The sequence below is a fragment of the Longimicrobiales bacterium genome (assembly GCA_029245345.1).
Taxonomy (GTDB): Bacteria; Gemmatimonadota; Gemmatimonadetes; order Longimicrobiales; family Gaopeijiaceae; genus CALFPJ01.
This window is the reverse complement of the sequence record JAQWPM010000015.1, coordinates 109,872-128,501: the sequence shown is the minus strand read 5'-3', so window position 1 is coordinate 128,501 and position 18,630 is coordinate 109,872. Positions and strand designations below refer to the sequence as shown.

Annotated in this window: 19 protein-coding genes; 12 read left to right on the top strand and 7 right to left on the bottom strand. The window is 61.5% G+C overall.

Annotation, left to right across the window (positions count from 1 at the left end; translation table 11 throughout):
* Positions 1-4: 4 nt before the first annotated feature.
* The 7 genes from P8L30_08575 to hisH are packed head-to-tail and all read right to left on the bottom strand — an operon-like array spanning position 5 to position 7,278.
* Positions 5-1,267, bottom strand: coding sequence for a glycosyltransferase family 4 protein (locus P8L30_08575; GenBank protein ID MDG2240244.1), 1,263 nt, complete (start codon positions 1,265-1,267; stop codon positions 5-7).
* A complete protein-coding gene (locus P8L30_08570; GenBank protein MDG2240243.1) occupies positions 1,264-2,532 on the bottom strand; it encodes a hypothetical protein in 1,269 nt (422 codons plus the stop codon). Before P8L30_08570 ends, P8L30_08575 begins: the two co-directional genes overlap by 4 nt.
* An 11-nt stretch (positions 2,533-2,543) precedes the next feature.
* Complete coding sequence (locus P8L30_08565; protein MDG2240242.1) at positions 2,544-3,182, bottom strand: acyltransferase; 639 nt, start codon at positions 3,180-3,182, stop codon at positions 2,544-2,546.
* A complete protein-coding gene (locus P8L30_08560) occupies positions 3,179-4,669 on the bottom strand; it encodes a hypothetical protein (GenBank protein ID MDG2240241.1) in 1,491 nt (496 codons plus the stop codon). Before P8L30_08560 ends, P8L30_08565 begins: the two co-directional genes overlap by 4 nt.
* A 4-nt stretch (positions 4,670-4,673) precedes the next feature.
* Complete coding sequence (locus P8L30_08555; GenBank protein MDG2240240.1) at positions 4,674-5,888, bottom strand: N-acetyl sugar amidotransferase; 1,215 nt, start codon at positions 5,886-5,888, stop codon at positions 4,674-4,676.
* A complete protein-coding gene (locus P8L30_08550) occupies positions 5,885-6,664 on the bottom strand; it encodes a HisA/HisF-related TIM barrel protein (GenBank protein ID MDG2240239.1) in 780 nt (259 codons plus the stop codon). The genes P8L30_08555 and P8L30_08550 overlap by 4 nt, the downstream gene beginning before the upstream one ends.
* Complete coding sequence (gene hisH, locus P8L30_08545; protein ID MDG2240238.1) at positions 6,664-7,278, bottom strand: imidazole glycerol phosphate synthase subunit HisH; 615 nt, start codon at positions 7,276-7,278, stop codon at positions 6,664-6,666. Before hisH ends, P8L30_08550 begins: the two co-directional genes overlap by 1 nt.
* Positions 7,279-7,489: 211 nt before the next feature.
* Between hisH and P8L30_08540 the strand changes: the two genes are divergently transcribed.
* The 12 genes from P8L30_08540 to tsaB all read left to right on the top strand — a co-directional run bounded on the left by P8L30_08540 (position 7,490) and on the right by tsaB (position 18,630).
* Positions 7,490-8,503, top strand: a complete 1,014-nt coding sequence (locus P8L30_08540; protein ID MDG2240237.1) for a Gfo/Idh/MocA family oxidoreductase — start codon at positions 7,490-7,492, stop codon at positions 8,501-8,503.
* The gene (locus P8L30_08535) at positions 8,500-9,609 is read left to right on the top strand and encodes a DegT/DnrJ/EryC1/StrS family aminotransferase (GenBank protein ID MDG2240236.1); all 1,110 of its coding nucleotides are present in this window, start codon (positions 8,500-8,502) and stop codon (positions 9,607-9,609) included. The genes P8L30_08540 and P8L30_08535 overlap by 4 nt, the downstream gene beginning before the upstream one ends.
* Before the next feature lie 106 nt (positions 9,610-9,715).
* A complete protein-coding gene (locus P8L30_08530; GenBank protein MDG2240235.1) occupies positions 9,716-10,966 on the top strand; it encodes an NAD-dependent epimerase/dehydratase family protein in 1,251 nt (416 codons plus the stop codon).
* Positions 10,963-11,886 carry a sulfotransferase gene (locus tag P8L30_08525; protein MDG2240234.1) on the top strand — a complete coding sequence of 308 codons (924 nt, stop codon included), beginning with the start codon at positions 10,963-10,965 and terminating at the stop codon, positions 11,884-11,886. The genes P8L30_08530 and P8L30_08525 overlap by 4 nt, the downstream gene beginning before the upstream one ends.
* Positions 11,870-12,520: a sugar transferase gene (locus tag P8L30_08520; GenBank protein ID MDG2240233.1), complete on the top strand. Its 651-nt coding sequence runs from the start codon at positions 11,870-11,872 to the stop codon at positions 12,518-12,520. The genes P8L30_08525 and P8L30_08520 overlap by 17 nt, the downstream gene beginning before the upstream one ends.
* On the top strand, positions 12,520-13,707 hold the full coding sequence (locus P8L30_08515; GenBank protein ID MDG2240232.1) for a DegT/DnrJ/EryC1/StrS family aminotransferase: 1,188 nt from the start codon (positions 12,520-12,522) through the stop codon (positions 13,705-13,707). The genes P8L30_08520 and P8L30_08515 overlap by 1 nt, the downstream gene beginning before the upstream one ends.
* 395 nt (positions 13,708-14,102) lie before the next feature.
* Entirely contained in the window at positions 14,103-15,044 is a 942-nt protein-coding gene (locus P8L30_08510) for a tetratricopeptide repeat protein (GenBank protein ID MDG2240231.1), read from the top strand.
* Positions 15,045-15,091: 47 nt separating this feature from the next.
* Positions 15,092-15,832, top strand: a complete 741-nt coding sequence (gene bamD, locus P8L30_08505) for an outer membrane protein assembly factor BamD (GenBank protein MDG2240230.1) — start codon at positions 15,092-15,094, stop codon at positions 15,830-15,832.
* On the top strand, positions 15,816-16,439 hold the full coding sequence (nadD, locus tag P8L30_08500) for a nicotinate-nucleotide adenylyltransferase (GenBank protein ID MDG2240229.1): 624 nt from the start codon (positions 15,816-15,818) through the stop codon (positions 16,437-16,439). The genes bamD and nadD overlap by 17 nt, the downstream gene beginning before the upstream one ends.
* Before the next feature lie 55 nt (positions 16,440-16,494).
* Positions 16,495-17,460, top strand: a complete 966-nt coding sequence (locus P8L30_08495) for an SDR family oxidoreductase (GenBank protein MDG2240228.1) — start codon at positions 16,495-16,497, stop codon at positions 17,458-17,460.
* Between the two features lie 13 nt (positions 17,461-17,473).
* Positions 17,474-17,938 carry a tRNA (adenosine(37)-N6)-threonylcarbamoyltransferase complex ATPase subunit type 1 TsaE gene (gene tsaE, locus P8L30_08490; protein ID MDG2240227.1) on the top strand — a complete coding sequence of 155 codons (465 nt, stop codon included), beginning with the start codon at positions 17,474-17,476 and terminating at the stop codon, positions 17,936-17,938.
* Entirely contained in the window at positions 17,935-18,630 is a 696-nt protein-coding gene (gene tsaB / locus P8L30_08485; GenBank protein ID MDG2240226.1) for a tRNA (adenosine(37)-N6)-threonylcarbamoyltransferase complex dimerization subunit type 1 TsaB, read from the top strand. The genes tsaE and tsaB overlap by 4 nt, the downstream gene beginning before the upstream one ends.

The window sequence follows — 18,630 nt, the reverse complement described above, 5'->3', positions numbered from 1 at the left end:
CGTGTTAACCCTGACCTAAGCCCTTCAATACCCCCATTAGCTGCTCGACCCAACCCTCAAGACTGTGGCGTTCGAGCACATAGTCCCGGTTGGCACGGCCGACTCGCTCACGTTCGTCCGGCTGCCAAGCCATCATCTCCGTCATCGCTCGCGCCAACTGTGCCGGTGCCTCCGGCTCCACGATGATGCCGGCCTGCGCGCGCTCCACGGGGGTTCCCTTCGCGCGGTTCGCCAAGATGATGGGGCGTCCCACCAGCATTGAGTCGAAGATCTTGTTGAAGCTGACGCCGAAGCGATGCACGTCGAGATCCTTGCTCACGACCAGGAAGCCGTCGGCCTCCGCGAGCACGGTGAGAATGTCCGCCTTTGCCACGGTGCCCCGGAAGTGGACGACCTCTCGGTACCCAGACGCGTCGACGCGCGTCTGTAGTTGGTCCATCAGCACTCCTTCTCCAACGAAGTCGATGGAGAATCGGTCGACTGCGTTCGGATCCTCGGCGACCATGATGTCGACCGCGTCCAGAATCTGATCCAGTGCATAACTGGGAGTCATCGCACCCGCGTGGATGAACCGGAAACGGTCCCCCGCGGGAGGGGGCTCGTGCGGGGGAATGTCAGCGAAGGGGATGGGACTCGGGAGGTAGTGGCATTTCTGCGGGTTGGCGCCAGACGCGACAAAGTGTTCTCGAGCACCGCCAAGGTGCGTGATGATGGCGTCGGTGCCTTGGTACAAGGCCCGCTCCAGGGTCCGGAGCACAGCGTACAACGGGTGGAAACCAGAGAGCCCGGATACATCGCGTAATGTGGCCGGCCAAATGTCGACCACTTCTAGGACATGTTTGCAGCGGAAGCGGCGGGCCAAGAGCAGTGCCGCGGCGGAGGCCAACGGGCTCGGGCTCGTGGACATGATGACGTCGGGACGTGGTAGGTGGCGGCTTGCCTGTCCCAAGAGCAGCCGCGCCCCGAACACCGACATGTTCCAGAGTCGACTGATGTTGCCCGTGTAGGCTGGAGTTCTGAGCCACACGTAGGGGACCCCGTCGACATCGCCTTTGAGCACGGGTCCGTCGTCTGCGAGGTAGACCTGTCGTCGTCCCTTGTGATAAAAGGAGGACGAGACCACATGGGCGTCGTGTCCGGCTTCCCGCAGTCCCCGAGCGAATGAGAAGTGGCGTGTGCCTGCGTTCTCAGATGGGGTGTAGGCGTATTGGTTCACGATCCAGATCGTGAGTTTCTTCTGTGCGGGTTCGCCCTGGGTGTCGCTCATGCCGGCTCGGTGTTCGCGGCGGGTGACTGGATCCACCTCCGCAGAACATACTCACACAACACATAGCCCAGGACGGCGTGAACGATGGTGGCGCCAGTCCAGGCCTTGGCGAGTCCGACCGCTCCTTCATCCGAATAGACGACGATCCCGATCGCTAAGACGGTGATGGCAACAGCGCCTGTATACAGCCCGAACTTGATGCTCCCCGTCGCCTCGAAGATCGAGCGGTACACTCCGGCGGCGCACCGTACAGCGGTCCCGACGACGAGAATGCTTAGGGCGATGGCCGCGTCGCCGAATTCGTCTCCTATGAGGGCGACGATGGGTTCAGGGTAGCGATAGAGGACGAACAAAAGGGGCGCGACCATGAGAAAAAGGAGTGCCTGACTCTTGTGGTGCAAACGCACCGCCGGAGCTGTTGCGTGCTCCGCACCCAGGACGGCAAACCGGGGCCCGATCACTCCGCCCAGGGCCTCCTGGAGGACGATAACGGATGCCGCGAAGGAGAACGCGACCTGAAACGAGCCGAGTTCGCCCGCAGTGAAGAAGAAGCTGCCTAAGAGAATCGGGGTTCGGGCCAGGATGATGTCGACCACGATCGAGGCGAAGTAGGAGCCGACCAGGACTCGCGAAAAGGTGTCGCGCCTCGACTCCCGGGCCGGCGCTTCGAGTCCGCGAAATACCATGCGCCATGAAAGGATCATGGTGGTGGCGGTTCCAATCGCGACGGCGCCGAGAACGCGTAGGTCGTACGACTGCACACCGGCAAACACGAGGACGAATAGGCCTAGAGTGGTCACGTGAAGGAACGGTCTGTCCAGCGCGTTCGCCACGAGGGCCTTGTTCCGAGCCCTCAGGCCGTACGTCGTGATCAGCACGATGCCCATGAGCGTGCCCAGGGTCGGCGCCGCGATGACGATACGAGCGCCGATGTTGTTCGCAGCGAGCCAGTCCCAGGCGATCCATCCGAATACACCGACAACGAGCTGCGCCGCAAGACCGACACGAAGTGTGACACCCACGGCGAACCGGATGTTCGCCCTGAAGGTGGCGTGGTCACCCTTCGCGAAATGCACGGAGTTCAGGTGGGTCAGGTAACCCGGAAGGCCGAGAGACACGAGGGTTCCGGAAAAAACGGTGATCGCGACCCCCAGGCCGTAATATCCGACAACTTCCGCACCGAACTGGCGGCCCAAGAACAGGATGACCGCGAATTGGATGACCCCCCCGAGTCCTCGCACGACGATGGCGAGCGCATCCAACAAACGCGGGCCCTTCAGTCGCCGCTCTCTGGCTCGTCCGAGGGCCAGTTGAGCGCTCGGTTCGGATCGCGCAGGTGCTCCGGGAGCGGAGACACCTTCCCAGGGGTTCCAACAACCAGCGAATTGGCCGGGACGTCTCTGGTGACGACGGCTCCCGCGGCGACGAAGCTGTTCGCCCCGACGGTGACTCCCGGTAAGACGATACATCCGGCGCCGAGCGTAACACCGTCTTCGATGGTCGGCCCCTCCGGTGCGTAACGGTCACGCTGCCTGAGCGGAAAACGATCGTTGGTGAGCACGACATGGGGTCCGAGGAACACTCGGCTTCCCAGCGTTGTGTGGGTCGGGATGTAGCACCCGGTCTGGATCTTGACGAAATCCTCGATATGGACGTTCCCGTCGATCACTACATGACTGCCCACCATGACATGGTTGCCGACAGTGGTGTGTTCACGAATCAGCGCAGAGTGCCCGGCCTGGAACGCGTCACCGAGCTCGACGTCACCGTAGATCACAGTATGGCTTCGGACTGTGGCGTCTCCGGCGAAGCGCACGGGACCCGCGCCGGGCGTGTACTCCAGCCCCACGATGGCCAACGGCTGGATCGTGACGCGGCCGTCACCTTCGTACCGATGTGAGAAGTTGGCGCTCACGATCCTTGCTCCTGGCCTGGCAGAGTGGGTGGACGATACCACGACTCCGGAAGTGTCGACGCACTCCATGGGTTCTTGGCTTCAGCGTCCCCTGCAGCGGGGCCGGATTCTGGAAGGGCAGGGAGCCGATAGAGATTGACGAAGGCCAACATAATCCAGGGAACTGGGAACGAGGTCGTCGTATAAAACATCAGGAGAAACACACCAAGCAAGGGCACAGACCAAATGTGCTCCCTGGACCGGAAGCTTTGAGCGGCCTCCGACAGGATCGCAAAGATCAGTAGGGCGATAGCCGCCAGGCCGAAGACGCCCATATCGTACGTCAGCTGCGCGGCGTACCCGTTCGGTTTGGTGATCACTCCATCCCGGCCCACCTCGGACACCACGTGCCGATAGAAGTGGGCTTCGTAGATGTTGATTCCCAAAAGACCGGCCGTCTCCGGCAAGTTGTGGAGGTAGCTCCCAAGCCCCTGGCCGGCGGGGAATAGCGTCACCGCTCGGTATCCCACGAGCATGTGGATGAGGCGAATCCCTCCAAGCAATTGAAGGTCCAGCACCTCGAAATCCGTCGAGCGCCCGGACAGCTCCGTCATCTTGACCGGGAGCGTGCTCAGCCGGCTCGTCGCCGGGAGCGAGACCATGATCTGTCCGGCGAGTAAGAGCCCGACCGCGATGGCCGCAGATTGTTTGAAACGGCCCGTGAAGGCCGCGGACACGGCCTGGAGGCTGAGCCACACCAGCAGCAGCGTGAGGAAGGTGAGCGACTGGTTCATGATTACCAGGGCGCCGATCAACGACATAAACTGTACGAGTCTGCGCCGGGAAATCTGCCCGGAGGAGCGGAAATACAGCAGCAATGCCGCCAGTACAATCAGGTAACGCCCCAAGTGGGACGGTTCCGGAAAGGTGCCGGCGACTCCGCGTCCGAATGCGAACGGCTCGGAGGAGAAGCCGATGAACATCCAACCGATTCCGGAAGCCAGCAGCTGACGAAGCGCGCCATTTCCAAACGTCTGCAGCAGACAGATCGCACCTTGGAAGATGAGAAAAGCCTCTACGACCCGGGGACTGACCTTGCGGAAGTTATAGAGCAGGTAGAGGAAAATCGTCGGACCGATGAGGTACGAAAAATACGTGAGGCCGACCTCGCGGTAGCTCGCAAAATAAGTGATGAAGCCGGGTGCGCTCGCGCCTCGGGGGGCACCCGCGGGACGCAGGACCGCCGTCAGAACCGCATAGATGGTCAGCAGTACGATGAGTATGACGATGGGGCTCGTGAAGCGATTTAGGCTGATTTTCGCTCGTCTGAAGACGAGCCAGAAAGCCATAATCGCGATGGCTGCTACGGGCTGGTTGTTCGTCGGGATGAACGGGAAAAACGCGACGTTGGGGAACAGCGTCAGCCCGAAGATGAGGCTGGGGATCGAGCGAAACGCTACGGAGCCCAGATCAGCCCGACGAGGTGTCGAATGCTCCCATGTCTGCATTCGGCTAGCTCTGATGCCTCGGAGACAGACCCAGGATGCGCCTCTCTCCCTTTCCGACAGCACGTACGTATTGAACGAGCGGGTTGTTGTAGTCGAACATCCAAGCACGGTTTGGATAGTCGAAGAAGTACTTCCGCTCACCACTCATGACCCGACTCCACTCCGTCGGGTCGAATCCGAGCTTCTTGGTGACGTACTCCAACTCTTCCTCCTCTTCTCTCGCCTCATAGAGTGGCTCCTCGAGCTTCTTTAACGCCTCGTCCCGAGTCATTTGACCAGATACGATCAGCGTCGAGAAGTGCAGCTTCCGCTTGTCGAACCCCCATTTCTGTGGCAAGTAGCGTTCCTGAAAGAACCGAGTGTAGATGGACTCGCCGTGTTTGTGGGCGTAAGGCTGCCATCCGAGCTCGTCTTGGAGCAGCTTAGAGACCTTCTCTTTGTTGTACTCGGCGTAGTTGAGCACGGGGAGCGTGCGGATGCGTCTAACGAAGAGGTACCATGCCAGGTCAAACGCCGAGATCGTGGGATACGTTTTGAGCTTTACCGACCCGAAGCGCTTGTGCAGGCCGCGAATGAAGTAGGCGTCGCGGTTGTCGTAATGCCACTTGCCCAGGTGCATGGACTCGGTCTCCACGTTCACCCCAGTCACGATGGTGCGGATGCCGTGGCGAGCTGCCTGCCTCACCATCGTTGCATTGATCGCGTGGTCGGTCACCACTTCCAGGTTGGCGGTTCCAGAGAGGATGACGCTCCTCTGGAGGTCTTTGATCTCCTCCCAGTCCACCACGTAGGTGTACAGGTCGATTCCTAGGACCGAGAGCACTCGCTCGATGTTGCTGACCGCGAGATCGCTGTTCCAGCCATTGTCGAGGTGCACAGCAAGCGGGCGTAGTCCGAGCTCCTTTGCGCGCCACGCGGCATACGTGGAGTCGACTCCGCCCGACACACCGAGCACGCAGTCGTACGCTTTACCCTTCCCCTCACGTTTGATGCGGTCCACCGCTTGCTCGAGCCTGGCCACAGCCTCGGGGCCGCGGAGTCGTTCCTTGGCCAGACGCCGGCGCGCGTAGTGCACGTGATTACACACGCCGTCCTCATCGAACTCGATGTCCGGGTCCGTGTCGTCCATGACACTCACGGTGCAGACCCGCCCCTGCGGCGCATGGCTCCGGTAGTGCACACGCTTTCGTTCGATGTCGGCCTTTGACAAGAACGTCATGCGGTCGTCCGCGCTTTTTGGAACGCCTGCGTCACCGCTTCCTCGCTGGGCATGTTGATGAGCACCCCATCCAAATCTCCGTGGAAGACGAACATACTTCCTGCAGCGGCCGCTGCAGCCCCGCCGTGTACGATGACCTCTGCCAGATCGTCCACAGTGTGGGCTCCACCCAGCGCCACCACGGGGACGCCCACGGCGGACACGACCTCCTTCACGAGGGCCAAATCATAACCGGAGCGTGTCCCGTCCTTGTACACAGCTTGGACGAGCAACTCACCGGCGCCGGCGTCCACCAAGCGCCTGGCGTGCTCACTCGGTGTGCCCTCCAACCGTTGGGCCCCACTACGACAGACCACACGAGGGCGGCCGAGAAGGTCTTTTGCCACATCCACAACGCCGACCACGGACTGAGCGCCGAGTCGTTCGGAGGCCGACTCGACGAAGTCGAAACCACTCGCGTTCCGGGTGTTGATCGCGACCTTTTCCACGCCGGCTTTGATGATCTCGTCGACCTGTTCCAGGGTGGAGATCCCACCCCCGTAGGTCAGCGGCATGAACAGCTCGTCGGTGAGCTGGCGGATCATGTCCATTCGTGGTGCATATCCCGATGAGCTCGCGTCGATGTCCACAACGATGAGCTCGTCCGCGCCTTTGTCGTTGAAGATGCGCAGCGCGTTGATGGCGTCGCCGATGTAGCGGGCCTTCTTGAAGCGACGGGTCTTCACGAATCCGCTGCCGCGAAGGAGTAGGCACGGGATGACGCGATCGCGGAGCACTAGACGAACAGCGACTCGAAGAGGCGAATTCCGAAACGGTGGCTCTTTTCCGGGTGGAATTGGAAGCCGATCACGTTGTCTCGGGCATACGCAGCAACGAAGTCATCCCCGTATCGAGCCGTGAGTAATACCTGCTCAGGCGGCACATCTGTTGCGAAATATGAGTGGACAAAATAGAAGCGGGTCCCGCTTTCTAGGTCGGAGAGGAGGCCGCTGTCCTGCGCGGGACGGACTTCGTTCCACCCCATGTGAGGCACTTTCAAGGACGCACCCTCCACATGGCGATCGAATTTCTTGAATCGAGCATCGATGAGCCCGAGGCCTTCCATTGGAGCCTCTTCGCTCTGGCCGCCGAGGAGCTGCATTCCTAGGCAGATACCGACCAACATGCGGCCGCTATCGGCGTACTCACGGACGAAGTCGACGAGCCCGTGCTCGTGCAGAGCGGACATGCCGGACCCGAAGGCTCCCACACCGGGCAAAATGAGCGCGTCAGCCGAGTCGAGTTCGGCGGGGTCGCCGGATGCGGCAGCCCGAATCCCGACCTTCTTCAACATGTTCCTGACAGAGTTCACGTTTCCGATGCCGTAGTCGATCACAGCGACTGATTTCACGCACTCTCCGGGAGCGAGTTCATACGTTGAATCGGGATGAGCTTACCCGCATGAAGGGCAATCTCCCTCAACTCTCTGAGGGCGACAAGTTATACGCGAATCGCCCCCTCATGGACGTCCCTTCAGGACTTGTAGCCACCGAGGGTCTTGGGTAATCTCGTACGCCGTCGAGCGCTCCTCTTTTTCCTATCGTCGGGACCCCGATTCTTCCATGAAAATCGCCATTATCGGCTGTGGTAAGCAGGCGCCGAAACACATTGGAGGACTGCGGTCTTCACGAGGGGTCGAAGTCGTACTCGTGGACGCTGATCCGGCTCTGGCTCAAGCCCTAGCCGAGGAGACCGGCGTAGAGTGGGCAGAGACCGTGCAAGAGGTCCTCGACGACCCTGGAGTCGTGGCCATCGACATCTGTACCCCGGTGACGAGCCACGTCGAGTTGATCGAGGCCGGACTCGCCGCGGGAAAGGACTTCTTCTGCGAGAAGCCGCTGTGTTCCACGAGTGCGGAAGCCAGGGAAATTCAAGCCCAACTAGAGGGCTCGGGGCGGATCGGGATGGTCGGTTTCAACTACCGGTTCGCGCCCGCGATGGCGGAGTGCAAGAGGGTGTTGAGCGGGGTCGCTGAGACCGGCGTAAGCCCAGTCCTTGGAAAGATCACGAGCGCATTGCTGCGTGTGGGGGGCCGGGGTGGTCATCAGCTCTGGAAGCATCAGAAGGCGGAGGGTGGCGGTGCGATCAATGAGATGCTGATCCATCTCGTCGACCTTTCCAATTGGTTCTTTGGGCCGATTGAGCACGCACATTCGTTCGTGGAAGAGCTTCTCAGACCAGAACGGCCTATTTCGGGCCAGCTCGAGAAGGTCGACGCTGAGGATTTCGTTCTGGTCAGGCTCACCAGCCGGAGCGGCATCGAGTCGTTCTGTCAGGCAGATCTCATCACGCCGTCGTTTATGCACTACATCGACATCCAAGGCGAGAACGGGACCTTCTTCGGTTCGATTCAGCCGGACATGCCCTCCTTCCTCTTCTGTGTGGAGGCCGCGGGTGGATACGATCAGGGTCGTACGGACTTCGACTTCGGTCACCGGAACTTCTTCCAGGCGCAGATGACCACGTTTGTCGATGCGCTTCATGACCGCGTTCAACCCGATGGGTGTGGGGTTGAAGACTCCGTCAACTTGCTCGATGCATTCGAGCAGATTCGCGCGGAGAGCCCCGGATCATGAAGGTGAATATCGCGGAAGCTTCGCTCTCGCCGGCGGAAATCGCCGCAGCGACCAGGGTTTTGGAGAGCGGCGCCCTCAGACAGGGTAAGGAGTGTCAGGGCTTCGAGGTCGAGTTCGCAGACTACGTCGATGCGGCCTTCGGGGTGACGTGCTCCAACGGATCTGCGTCCCTGCACCTCGCTTTCATGACCTTCCTGGAGCCAGGTGACGAGGTATTGGTTCCGTCAATGACGTTTGTTGCGACGGCGAACATGGTGGTTGCCGCGGGCGGGATCCCGGTCCTCTGTGACGTGGATCCAGGATCATTTCTGATCGATCTCGATGACGCTGCGTCTAGGGTCACGGAGCGCACCCGCGCCATCGTCCCCGTCCACCTGCATGGCAACGTCGTCGACGTGGACTCGGTGCAGGCCTTCGCGGACAAACACGATCTCCGGGTCGTATGGGACGCAGCCCAAGCACACGGTGCTCGGTATAAGGGGCGCGGGGTGGGCGCCTTCAACGACTTCGTCAGCTACTCGTTCTATCCTTCGAAAAACATGTTCGTGGGTGAGGGCGGTATGATCTGTACCAACGACGAGGGTCTCGAAAACATGATGCGTTTCATGCGCACTCATGGTCAGACCGCCAAGAATCATCACACGATGTTCGGTCACAACTTCCGAATGACGGACGTCGAGGCATCCATAGGGCGTGAACAGTTGAAGCGCATCGAGCCGATGATGGACATCCGTCGACGCAACGCAGCCGTCCTTACCGCAGGTCTTGCGGACACGGAGGGTGTTACGCCTCAAGTGGTGACGCCGGAGACGGACCATGGTTGGCATCAGTTCAGCGTTGTTGTGGATGAGCAGGCGTTCGGATGTGACCGCGACGCCCTCGGCGCGAGACTTCGGGATCGCGGAATCGGGACAGGCGTTCACTACCCTAAGGCGGTCCATCAACAGCCGGTGTATCAGGAACGCTACGGGGTTCAGTCCCTGCCGCACGCGGAGCATCTGGCTGCGACATTGCTTTCGATTCCGGTGCATCACGGCATGACTGAGGAAGATGCCCATTTTGTAGTGGGGCAGCTTCTGGAGTGCAGAGCGACCCCGTCCTCCTAAACCCCGCGGCAGGTTGTTTTCAGCTAAGTAAACAGCCTTATTTCCCTAGTCTGAGGGCTGAGAAGCCCCTGCCCAATCATCTCGCCGCAGGTTCGACCGAGAATTGATGAAAATCCTGGTTTTGGGGGGCGACGGCTTTTGCGGGTGGCCGACCGCCCTGCATTTGTCGCGCGAAGGTCACGACGTCACGATCATCGACAACCTGTCTCGTAGACGGATCGATGAGGAGTTGGGCGCATCGTCGCTGACACCGATCGCCTCGATCGAAACTCGACTCGCCGTGTGGAAGGAACGCACGGGACGGGAAATCGGGTTCGAGCTGATGGACGTGGCGCTCGAGTACGACCGCTTGCTGGCCGTCTTGAACGATTTTGAACCTGACGCGCTTGTGCATTTTGCCGAACAGCGCGCCGCCCCATACTCCATGAAGTCTTCGGTCCACAAGCGCTACACGGTGGACAACAACATCCGCGCGACGCACAACGTTTTAGCCGCCACCGTCGAATCCGGGCTCGACATCCATATCGTGCACCTGGGGACGATGGGCGTTTACGGATACGGGACCGCGGGAACCGCGCTCCCGGAGGGATACCTGACGGTCAAGGTGCCCACCGATGACGGTGGCCTGATCGACAAGGAGATCTTGTATCCGGTCAGCCCGGGCAGTGTGTACCACATGACCAAGACGCTCGACCAGCTCTTGTTCCAGTACTACAACGCGAATGATGGGCTCCGCGTGACGGACCTCCATCAGGGAATCGTGTGGGGCACGAACACGCAGGACACGCTGCTCGATGAACGACTGATCAACCGATTCGACTACGACGGTGACTACGGAACGGTGCTGAACCGTTTCTTGATGCAGGCCGCAGTCGAGTATCCGATGACCGTTCATGGCACGGGCGGTCAGACCCGGGCGTTCATCCACATCCGGGACACCACCCGGTGTCTGCAGCTCGCGATCGAGCAGCCACCGGTGGCCGGTGAACGGGTGCGGGTGCTCAACCAGATGACCGAGACCCATCGGGTAAAGGACTTGGCGCGTATGATCGCCGCACGCACGGGCGTCCCGATCCATTACGTCGCGAATCCGCGCAAGGAAGCACCGGAGAACGAGCTTCGCGTAACCAACCAGGTCTTCCTGGACATGGGCCTCGTGCCCACGCAGCTCGCGGATGGCCTGATGGACGAAGTGACTCAGATCGCAGTCCGCTACGCGGATCGATGCGACCGTGGCGCCATCCCGTGTACGTCCGTATGGACGTCGGATCAGGAGGCTGCGACGAAGCTCTTGTCTGAAGAGACCGCTGAAGAGGCGAGCGCCGCATTGGGAGAGTCGCTGGCGCAGCCCGTTTGACGGACGCGAAAAGTCTGCGGCCACTGATCATTGTGGGGGCGGCTCGATCCGGAACGAACGTCCTCCGCGACGCTCTTGTGTCGCTTCCCGGATTCGGGACATGGCCGTGTGATGAGATCAACCCGTTGTGGCGTCATGGGAACGCCGGCCATCCGAGCGATGAGCTGACCGCCGCTCATGCGACGCCTGAGGTGAGTGCGTACCTGCGGGGGGCCTTTCGACGGGCGCAGGCGCGGTTCGTGGGCACCGGACTGGATGGTGTCTTGGTCGAGAAGACCTGTGCGACCTCGTTACGGGTCGCGTTCGTGAAGGCCGTGTTTCCCGAGGCTCGTTTCATCCAGATCGTCCGTGACGGGCGAGATGCTGTCGTGTCCGCCCGGGAGCGTTGGACATCGGGGACGTCTCTCAGTTACATCGCACGAAAGGCCCGTTTCGTGCCCGCCTCGGACCTCCCCAGGTATGGCGCACGTTTCGTGGCCGGCAGAATCAAGCAGCTCGTGTCGGGCGAGCGTAGCCTTTCCAGCTGGGGCCCCCGCTTTGACGGTATGGATGCTTGGGTGCGGTCCGGATCCGTGCTGCGTGTCTGTGGCAAGCAGTGGAGCGAGTGCGTTGATGCCTCTTCACAGGCATTGAGCGAACTAGGCCCCTTTGACTCGATCAGGATTCGGTACGAGGACTTCGTCGCTGAGCCGAGGCATGAGCTTGGGCGCCTGGCCGAGTGGCTGACTGACGGCGCATCAGCAGCGTCGTGGCGCTTAGACGCGCGGGTGCCTGAGGTCGACTTGGATGCGGCGGCAGCGCTCATTCGCGATGGGAGTGTAAGTCGGTGGGCAGAGCGCCTCTCGGCCGACGAGGTGGGCGCACTGGAACATCTGATCCGGCCCACCATGGAGAGGACGGGGTATGCCTGGACTCGGTGATGGTTCCTCCCATCCATTGACTCCGGCGAGTCGATTCCTCAAGAGATTTCTGGACCTTGGCCTTTGTGTGCCGGCATTGGTTCTGTCGGCACCGCTGCTGGTGCTACTCGGAGTGGTTGCCCGGTGGGAGACGGGCGCGTCGGGCATCTTCAGCCAAGAGCGCATGGGCCGCGGCGGGCAGCGGTTCCGACTCCACAAAATCCGCACGATGCGACCCGGCGGTCCCGCGACCCACGTCACGGTTTTGGGGGATCCCCGGGTCACTCGATTCGGCGGTTTTCTGCGGCGATTCAAGCTCGATGAACTCCCGCAGTTGTGGAACGTAGTCGTCGGGGACATGAGTCTAGTCGGCCCGCGACCCGACATGCCGGAGCTTTATGAAGGACTGGCGGAGGAAGACCGGATAATCTTGGCGGTACGGCCGGGTGTGACCGGCCCCGCCACTCTTCGTTTCCGCGACGAAGAGCGTTTGCTCCAAGGGGTTCCAGATCCCGACCGTTACAACGAAGATGTTCTGTTCCCAGCCAAGGTCCGACTAAATCGCGAGTACGTGTTGAACTACCGTGTGAGAGGCGACATCAAGTATCTGATTATGACCATCACCGGCGTCGGTGGTGGGCGGGTGGAGGACTAGTGTCGGGCGCCATTCAACCCGGATGGACGCGTTGGCCTCGGTTCGAGCAAGACGAATTGATGGCCGCACAGCGCGTCCTCGAGTCGGGTCGTGTCAACTATTTGACCGGCGAAGAGGGCCGTGCCTTCGAGGCCGAGTGCGCAACCTACCTTGGGAGTCGCCACGCCGTCGCCCTCTCGAACGGGACGGTCGCGCTTGAGTTGGCCTATAGGGCCCTCGGTGTGGGGCCCGGGGACGACGTCATCGTGCCCGCGCGCACCTTTATTGCGACGGCCGCTGCGGCAGTGGCTGTTGGCGCGCGTCCGGTCGTGGCCGATGTGGATCGAGAAAGTGGCAACCTTACTGCGGAAACCGTGGCTGCCGCGTGGACGCCGAACACCAAGGTCGTGACCGTGGTCCACCTCGGGGGGTGGCCTGCGGAGATGGATGATCTCCAGGCCGTGTGCGCCGAGCGTGGCGCGCACCTTGTCGAGGACTGCGCTCAGGCGCACGGGGCGACGTATCGAGGCAGGCAGGTCGGCACCTTTGGGCGGATTTCTACGTTCTCGTTTTGCCAGGACAAGATCATGACAACGGCCGGGGAAGGGGGACTCGTCGTGACCAATGACGATGACCTCGCTCGGTCGATGATCATGTATAAGAATAACGGGACGGACCCCGTCCTCATGGCCGGTGCGGCCGAGTCTCCGGCCTACAAGTGGATCCACGCGGACTTTGGCAGCAACGCACGGATGACCGAAGTACAAAGTGCCATCGGGCGTAGGCAGTTGAAGAAGCTGCCCTCGTGGGCGGCGGTCCGGGCACGAAACGCCGACTACCTCATGGACCGATTTCGTCAAATAGCTGGGCTTCGTGTTCCGAACCCGCCGGCGCACGTCGGGCCCGCGTGGTACAAGCTGCACGTCTATCTAGACCCAAGCGCGCTCAGGCCGGGCTGGGATCGCGACCGGGTCCTTCAGGGCGTCAAAGACAGGAACGCACCTTGTTTCGGCGGGAGTTGTCCGGAGATCTACCGCGAGCCTGCCTTTGCGGCGCGCGGGTGGTCCTTGCCGGATCCGCTTCCCGTCGCCGCCGAGCTTGGACGCACGAGCTTGATGTTCCAGGTGGATCACACGCTCGACTTGGATGACATGGCATACGTCGCAGATCACGTCGAAGCCGTGATGGTGGAAGCGACGGAGTCCTAGGCTTTCAACCAAAGAAGGAAGCCCGCCAACTCGTCCGGCGCGGTGTAAGCGCCTGGGAGCGAGATGACTTCGGGAAGGTGCGCTCCAGGCCTTCCTGGGCGTCTTAGCGGACTACCCGTACTTCGCTGACGTCCACAACAATGCCGTCTCGCCATCACACACGCGCACTTAGGGGACCTCTACCCAGGGGGCGGTCCGAGCGTGGAAGCAGTGTGCCGCGGAAGATCCCGAGGATGTGCTCCCCCGCGCTTACCTGGCATCTGCGGGGGTCAGCTTTCCGTGCGTCCACGAGTCCGAGGCCAGCAAAGAGGCAGGGTAGGCCCGATCCTTGCTACTATTATTCTGAACTTAGGCCTGCGGGCCGCTGATCTCCCCCCGATTGTTTGAAGCCTACCATGCGTAAACTCCTCTTGATGGCTGTTCTGGCCACCGCCACCGTGGGTGCGTGCACCACACGTGGGACGGAGGAAACCGCCGTAAGGCGTGGTGACGAGGCTTTCGCCATGGGGAATTACGACGAGGCGTTGGCTGAGTACCGCCTCGCTGTGCGGCAGGGCGCGGAAGATCCCCTAGTCGTGGCACGGGTTGCGCACACGTATGCGACGATGGGCCGCGTGGACGACGCAGGCGACTTCTACGAAGAAGCTGCGTCGAAGGACCCTGGCTTGGTCGACCAAGCCGTCTCGGACCTCATGTACTTGGCCCGTGACGCTCAGTCCACCGACGATCGATTCGCGATGGCTACGGCGGTCGAGACGGCCCTTCGCCTGCGGGCAGGAATCGGCGTCGGCACGATGTCACTGCCGCTTGCCCGCCACTATTTCGAGAACGGCGAATACGGTCGGGCGCTGCCTTTTTATCAGAAGGCGATGGCCGAGGCAACGGATTCGGCACCTGAGATCGTCTTCGAAGTGGGGAACGCATACGAGGAGATCGGTGATTGTCAGCATGCACTCATCTACTTCGAACGTTTCCGTGAGATGGTTCGCCCGTGGCAGCGAGGAGAGGTCGATTGGTACATCGGGACGTGTGCGTTTACGCGAGCCCGAGACCTGCGCAGTCGGTCCTCTCTTGAGCCGGAAGAGCTCGAAGAAGCGCTCTTGTTGATCACGCGAGCCGTCGAAGTCGGGGAGCCCCGTAACATCCAAGGTCAGGCCTGGTTCGAGAAAGGCGAGATTCTCGCTGAGATGGGCGAGTGCGAACGGTCCATGGAGGCGTACGCTCAGGTGCGTTATGCAGATCAGGCCGGTTCGCTGGTGGACCGAGCACAGGCTCGCTTCGATGAAATTCGCTTCGGCCGAGGCCTAGAACGGCTTCGTGATGGCCGGTGCAGGTAATAGGAAACCCACAGACACGCGCAGTGTATCCACCGCCGATGCTAAACATGACCCGACGTTTCGGAATTCTCGCCCTTGCCCTCGCGCTGGCCGCGTGCGGTAGCACTGCGTCTCCCTATCAGGGGATGGACGCTGAGGCGCTTTATGCCACGGCGACCCAGGAGTATTCGGAGGGTGGGTACCTCAACGCCGCTGAAGCCCTCGACCGCCTGCTGCTGTCCTTCGGAGATTGGGACCGTGTGCCTGAGGCGCGACTCATGCTCGCCCACGCACACTTCGGTGCCCAGGACTTCCTAACGGCTCGCGCCGAGTACGTCCGTTATTTAGACCGCTATGCAGGTGAGGGTGACGCCCCTGTGGCAGCGCTTGGCGTTTGTCGCTCGCTCGCGTCGTTGTCTCCTGTTATGCCGCGTGATCAGACGTTCACGAACGACGCCATCCTCGTCTGCAGGAACGTGGTGGTCGACTATGCGGGGACGCCTCAGTCTGCTGAAGCGGCTCAGCTATCGAACTCGATGCGCGTGAAGCTTGCCGAGAAAGAGTACATGACCGGAGATTTCTACTTTCGGCGCAAACTCTACGACTCCGCGATCAAATACTTTGAGTTTGTTGCGAATCTCTACACCGAGACTGAGTTCGCGCCGATGGCGCTGGCAGGCGTGTACCATTCGAACGTGGCCATTGGGTACCAGGATCTAGCGGACGAGGCGAAGGAGTTGCTCCTGAGTCGCTATCCCGATTCCGCAGCAGCAACCTTGCTCCAGAGTAGCGGTGGTTCCGGCTCCTAGTAGCGCCGCTGCCGTACCCCTCCGGATCGGTCTTTTTGGGGGCACCTTCGATCCGCCCCACATTGGCCATGCCACGGTTGCGGGCGACGTGGCGGATGTGCTGGCCTTGGATCGAGTGTTGTGGATTCCGGCAGGCGATCCTCCCCATAAGTCGCGTCAGGATCTGACTCCGGCACCGCTCCGCCTCGAGATGGTGCGCGAGGCGATTGTGGACGACGTCCGCTTCGCGGTGAGTGCAACGGAGATCCGCAGGGAAGGTCCTTCGTACACGGTCGACACGGTGAGAGAGATTCGGGAGGTGTACCCTGAGGCGGAGCTCTTCTTGATTCTCGGGGCAGATCAATTCGCGTCGTTCCAGAGTTGGCGCGCGCCGGAAGAGATCTTACGCATGGCGACGCTCGTGGTGATGGACCGGAACGGTGTCGCTGCACCGGACCATGTGCCTGATGTGCCCGGAGCGGAACGCGCCCAATTCGTGCCGGTCACTCGCGTGGACGTTTCCTCTACGCAGATCCGAAATACGATTGCTCAGGGGGGGCATGCTGTCGCCGACCTGCAGCCTGAGGTTGCTGCCTTTATCGATGCCGAGGGGCTGTATCGCAAATGAGAACCGCTAGATTCCGCGGAGCGATTCTGCCCAGCCGCCACCGACACCCAAAGCCATGACGAAGCTTTCCTACAAGTCCTTTCTGGTGACCGGCGGAGCCGGTTTCATCGGATCGAACCTCGTTGAGCGACTTCTCGATGCAGGTGCGAGGGTCCGAGTCATCGACGACTTCTCGACCGGCAAGCGCGAGAACTTGGCAGACTTCGCGGACCGTATCGACCTGCACGAGGCTTCGATCACGGACCGTGCCGCGTGTGACGCGGCGTGTGCCGACATGGATTATGTGCTGCATCAGGCGGCCATCGGCTCTGTCTCTCGCTCAGTTGATGACCCGTTGTTGTCGCACCACGCGGCGGCCACGGGCACGCTCAACATGCTCACGGCGGCGCATGCTGCAGGTGTGAAGCGTTTCGTAGGCGCGGGATCGTCCTCGGCATACGGGAACACGCCGACTCTGCCGAAGGTCGAGACGATGCCGTCGCTGCCGCTCTCACCTTATGCGGTCGCGAAGCTCGCTGGAGAACACTACGCACAGGTCTTCCCGAAGCTATTCGGGCTTGAGACGGTGGTGCTCCGCTACTTCAACGTCTTCGGTCCCCGCCAGGATCCTAAGTCGATCTACTCCGCCGTCATCCCGCTCTTCATCACGGCGGCGCTCGAGGGCCGTGCCCCCGTGATCTACGGGGATGGGGGCCAGACCCGTGACTTCACCTACATCGAGAACGTCGTTCAGGCGAATCTACTCGCAGCGACGGCCCCGGCTGACGGTGTGAGCGGCGAAGTCTTCAATGTGGGATGCGGCGACCGGATCAGCGTGACGGGTCTCTGGGAAGCGATTCGTGAAGCGCTCGGTGTTGAAGGTGAGGCCGAATACGGTCCTGGCCGGGCAGGGGACGTTCGCGACTCGCTGGCGGATCTGACCAAGATCCGGGACCGGCTCGGATATCAGGTGAAGGTCCCGCTCCATGAGGGACTCAGGCTCACAGCCGATTGGCTCAAGGGGTTTCCTGCCAAGGCATGAGGCAGTTCCAGGGATGAGGCTCGACGAAGCCAGCCTCGCGCGTTGGGGGCACCGTATTGGGTCCACGAGCGTGACGCCTATGGTCATCGGGCTCCGCGGTGAGCTCGGGGCGGGGAAGTCGGTCCTGGCCCGAGCGATCGGTGAAGGTGCGGGTGTCTCCCAAGCGATGCCGTCGCCGTCCTACAACCTCCTCTTCCGATACCCGGCGGACGATGGCCTCGAGATCGTACACCTAGACCTTTATCGGTTGGAGTCGCCGGATGAGCTTTGGGAGCTCGGGTGGCAGCAACTCGGCGCCGATCACGAGATCGTGCTGGTCGAGTGGCCGGGCCGTGCCGAAGACCTGATGCCGAAGGACTATTGGATCATCGACCTGACGGTGCCTGACGACGACTACAAGGTCCGAGAAGTCGGAGTCGATCGTGTCGGGTCGCCTCCGGATTTGGCGGCGTTCCCGATGTCGGTATCTGGGTCATGACCTCCTTTCATTTAGATCGGTTCTATCTCGCGTTCGACACCTCGGGCTCCATCGGCTCCGTGGCCGTGGCTCAAGGTGGCGAGGTGATGGCTCGTATAGTCCTCACCGAACGGGCAGCACACGCGTCGCGACTCATTCCGGCGATCGACGAGGTGCTCGAAGAAGCGGGACTCGATCGCGAGGAAGTTGCCGGCATCGTGGTTGGTGAGGGGCCGGGTTCATTCACTGGCGTACGCGTAGCCGCAGCGACGGCGAAAGGGTTGATCTACGGATGGAAGTGCCCGCTCTGGGCCATCTCGAGCTTGGCCGCCACTGCGCTGGCCTTGGATGGCGGGGGCGTTCGCTACGTTTTGTTCGATGCCAGGGGCGACCGGGTGTACGGCGCCTGTTATGGAATCGGGCGCATAGGGGTCGAGACCCTCGTGCCGCCTCACGGCGGTTCGCTTCGAGATGTACTCGACGCTGAAGTACCCCCGGGTTCGATTTTCCTCGGGGACGGGGCGGACCGCCATAGGGCGGCGATCGTTGGCGCGGGATTCGAGGTCGCCCCGGAACCGGCGACGCACCCGACGGCGGATGCGCTACTCCGATATCTGGCCCTGCACCCGGACACTCAAGCTGTCGAGGCAGTGAAGGATTGGGAGCCGAGGTACATCCGCGAATGGCAGCCCGACAAAGCCTGGAAGGGCTGA

Excerpts from the sequence above, each read along its gene's own strand:
- P8L30_08495 (MDG2240228.1), top strand. The coding sequence starts at position 16,495 with ATGACGAAGCTTTCCTACAAGTCCTTTCTGGTGACCGGCGGAGCCGGT.
- P8L30_08535 (MDG2240236.1), top strand. The coding sequence starts at position 8,500 with ATGAAGGTGAATATCGCGGAAGCTTCGCTCTCGCCGGCGGAAATCGCC.
- bamD (MDG2240230.1), top strand. The coding sequence starts at position 15,092 with ATGACCCGACGTTTCGGAATTCTCGCCCTTGCCCTCGCGCTGGCCGCG.
- P8L30_08530 (MDG2240235.1), top strand. The coding sequence starts at position 9,716 with ATGAAAATCCTGGTTTTGGGGGGCGACGGCTTTTGCGGGTGGCCGACC.
- P8L30_08560 (MDG2240241.1), bottom strand. The coding sequence starts at position 4,669 with ATGCAGACATGGGAGCATTCGACACCTCGTCGGGCTGATCTGGGCTCC.
- P8L30_08555 (MDG2240240.1), bottom strand. The coding sequence starts at position 5,888 with ATGACGTTCTTGTCAAAGGCCGACATCGAACGAAAGCGTGTGCACTAC.
- P8L30_08520 (MDG2240233.1), top strand. The coding sequence starts at position 11,870 with ATGCCTGGACTCGGTGATGGTTCCTCCCATCCATTGACTCCGGCGAGT.
- tsaB (MDG2240226.1), top strand. The coding sequence starts at position 17,935 with ATGACCTCCTTTCATTTAGATCGGTTCTATCTCGCGTTCGACACCTCG.
- P8L30_08575 (MDG2240244.1), bottom strand. The coding sequence starts at position 1,267 with ATGAGCGACACCCAGGGCGAACCCGCACAGAAGAAACTCACGATCTGG.
- P8L30_08510 (MDG2240231.1), top strand. The coding sequence starts at position 14,103 with ATGCGTAAACTCCTCTTGATGGCTGTTCTGGCCACCGCCACCGTGGGT.
- P8L30_08540 (MDG2240237.1), top strand. The coding sequence starts at position 7,490 with ATGAAAATCGCCATTATCGGCTGTGGTAAGCAGGCGCCGAAACACATT.
- tsaE (MDG2240227.1), top strand. The coding sequence starts at position 17,474 with ATGAGGCTCGACGAAGCCAGCCTCGCGCGTTGGGGGCACCGTATTGGG.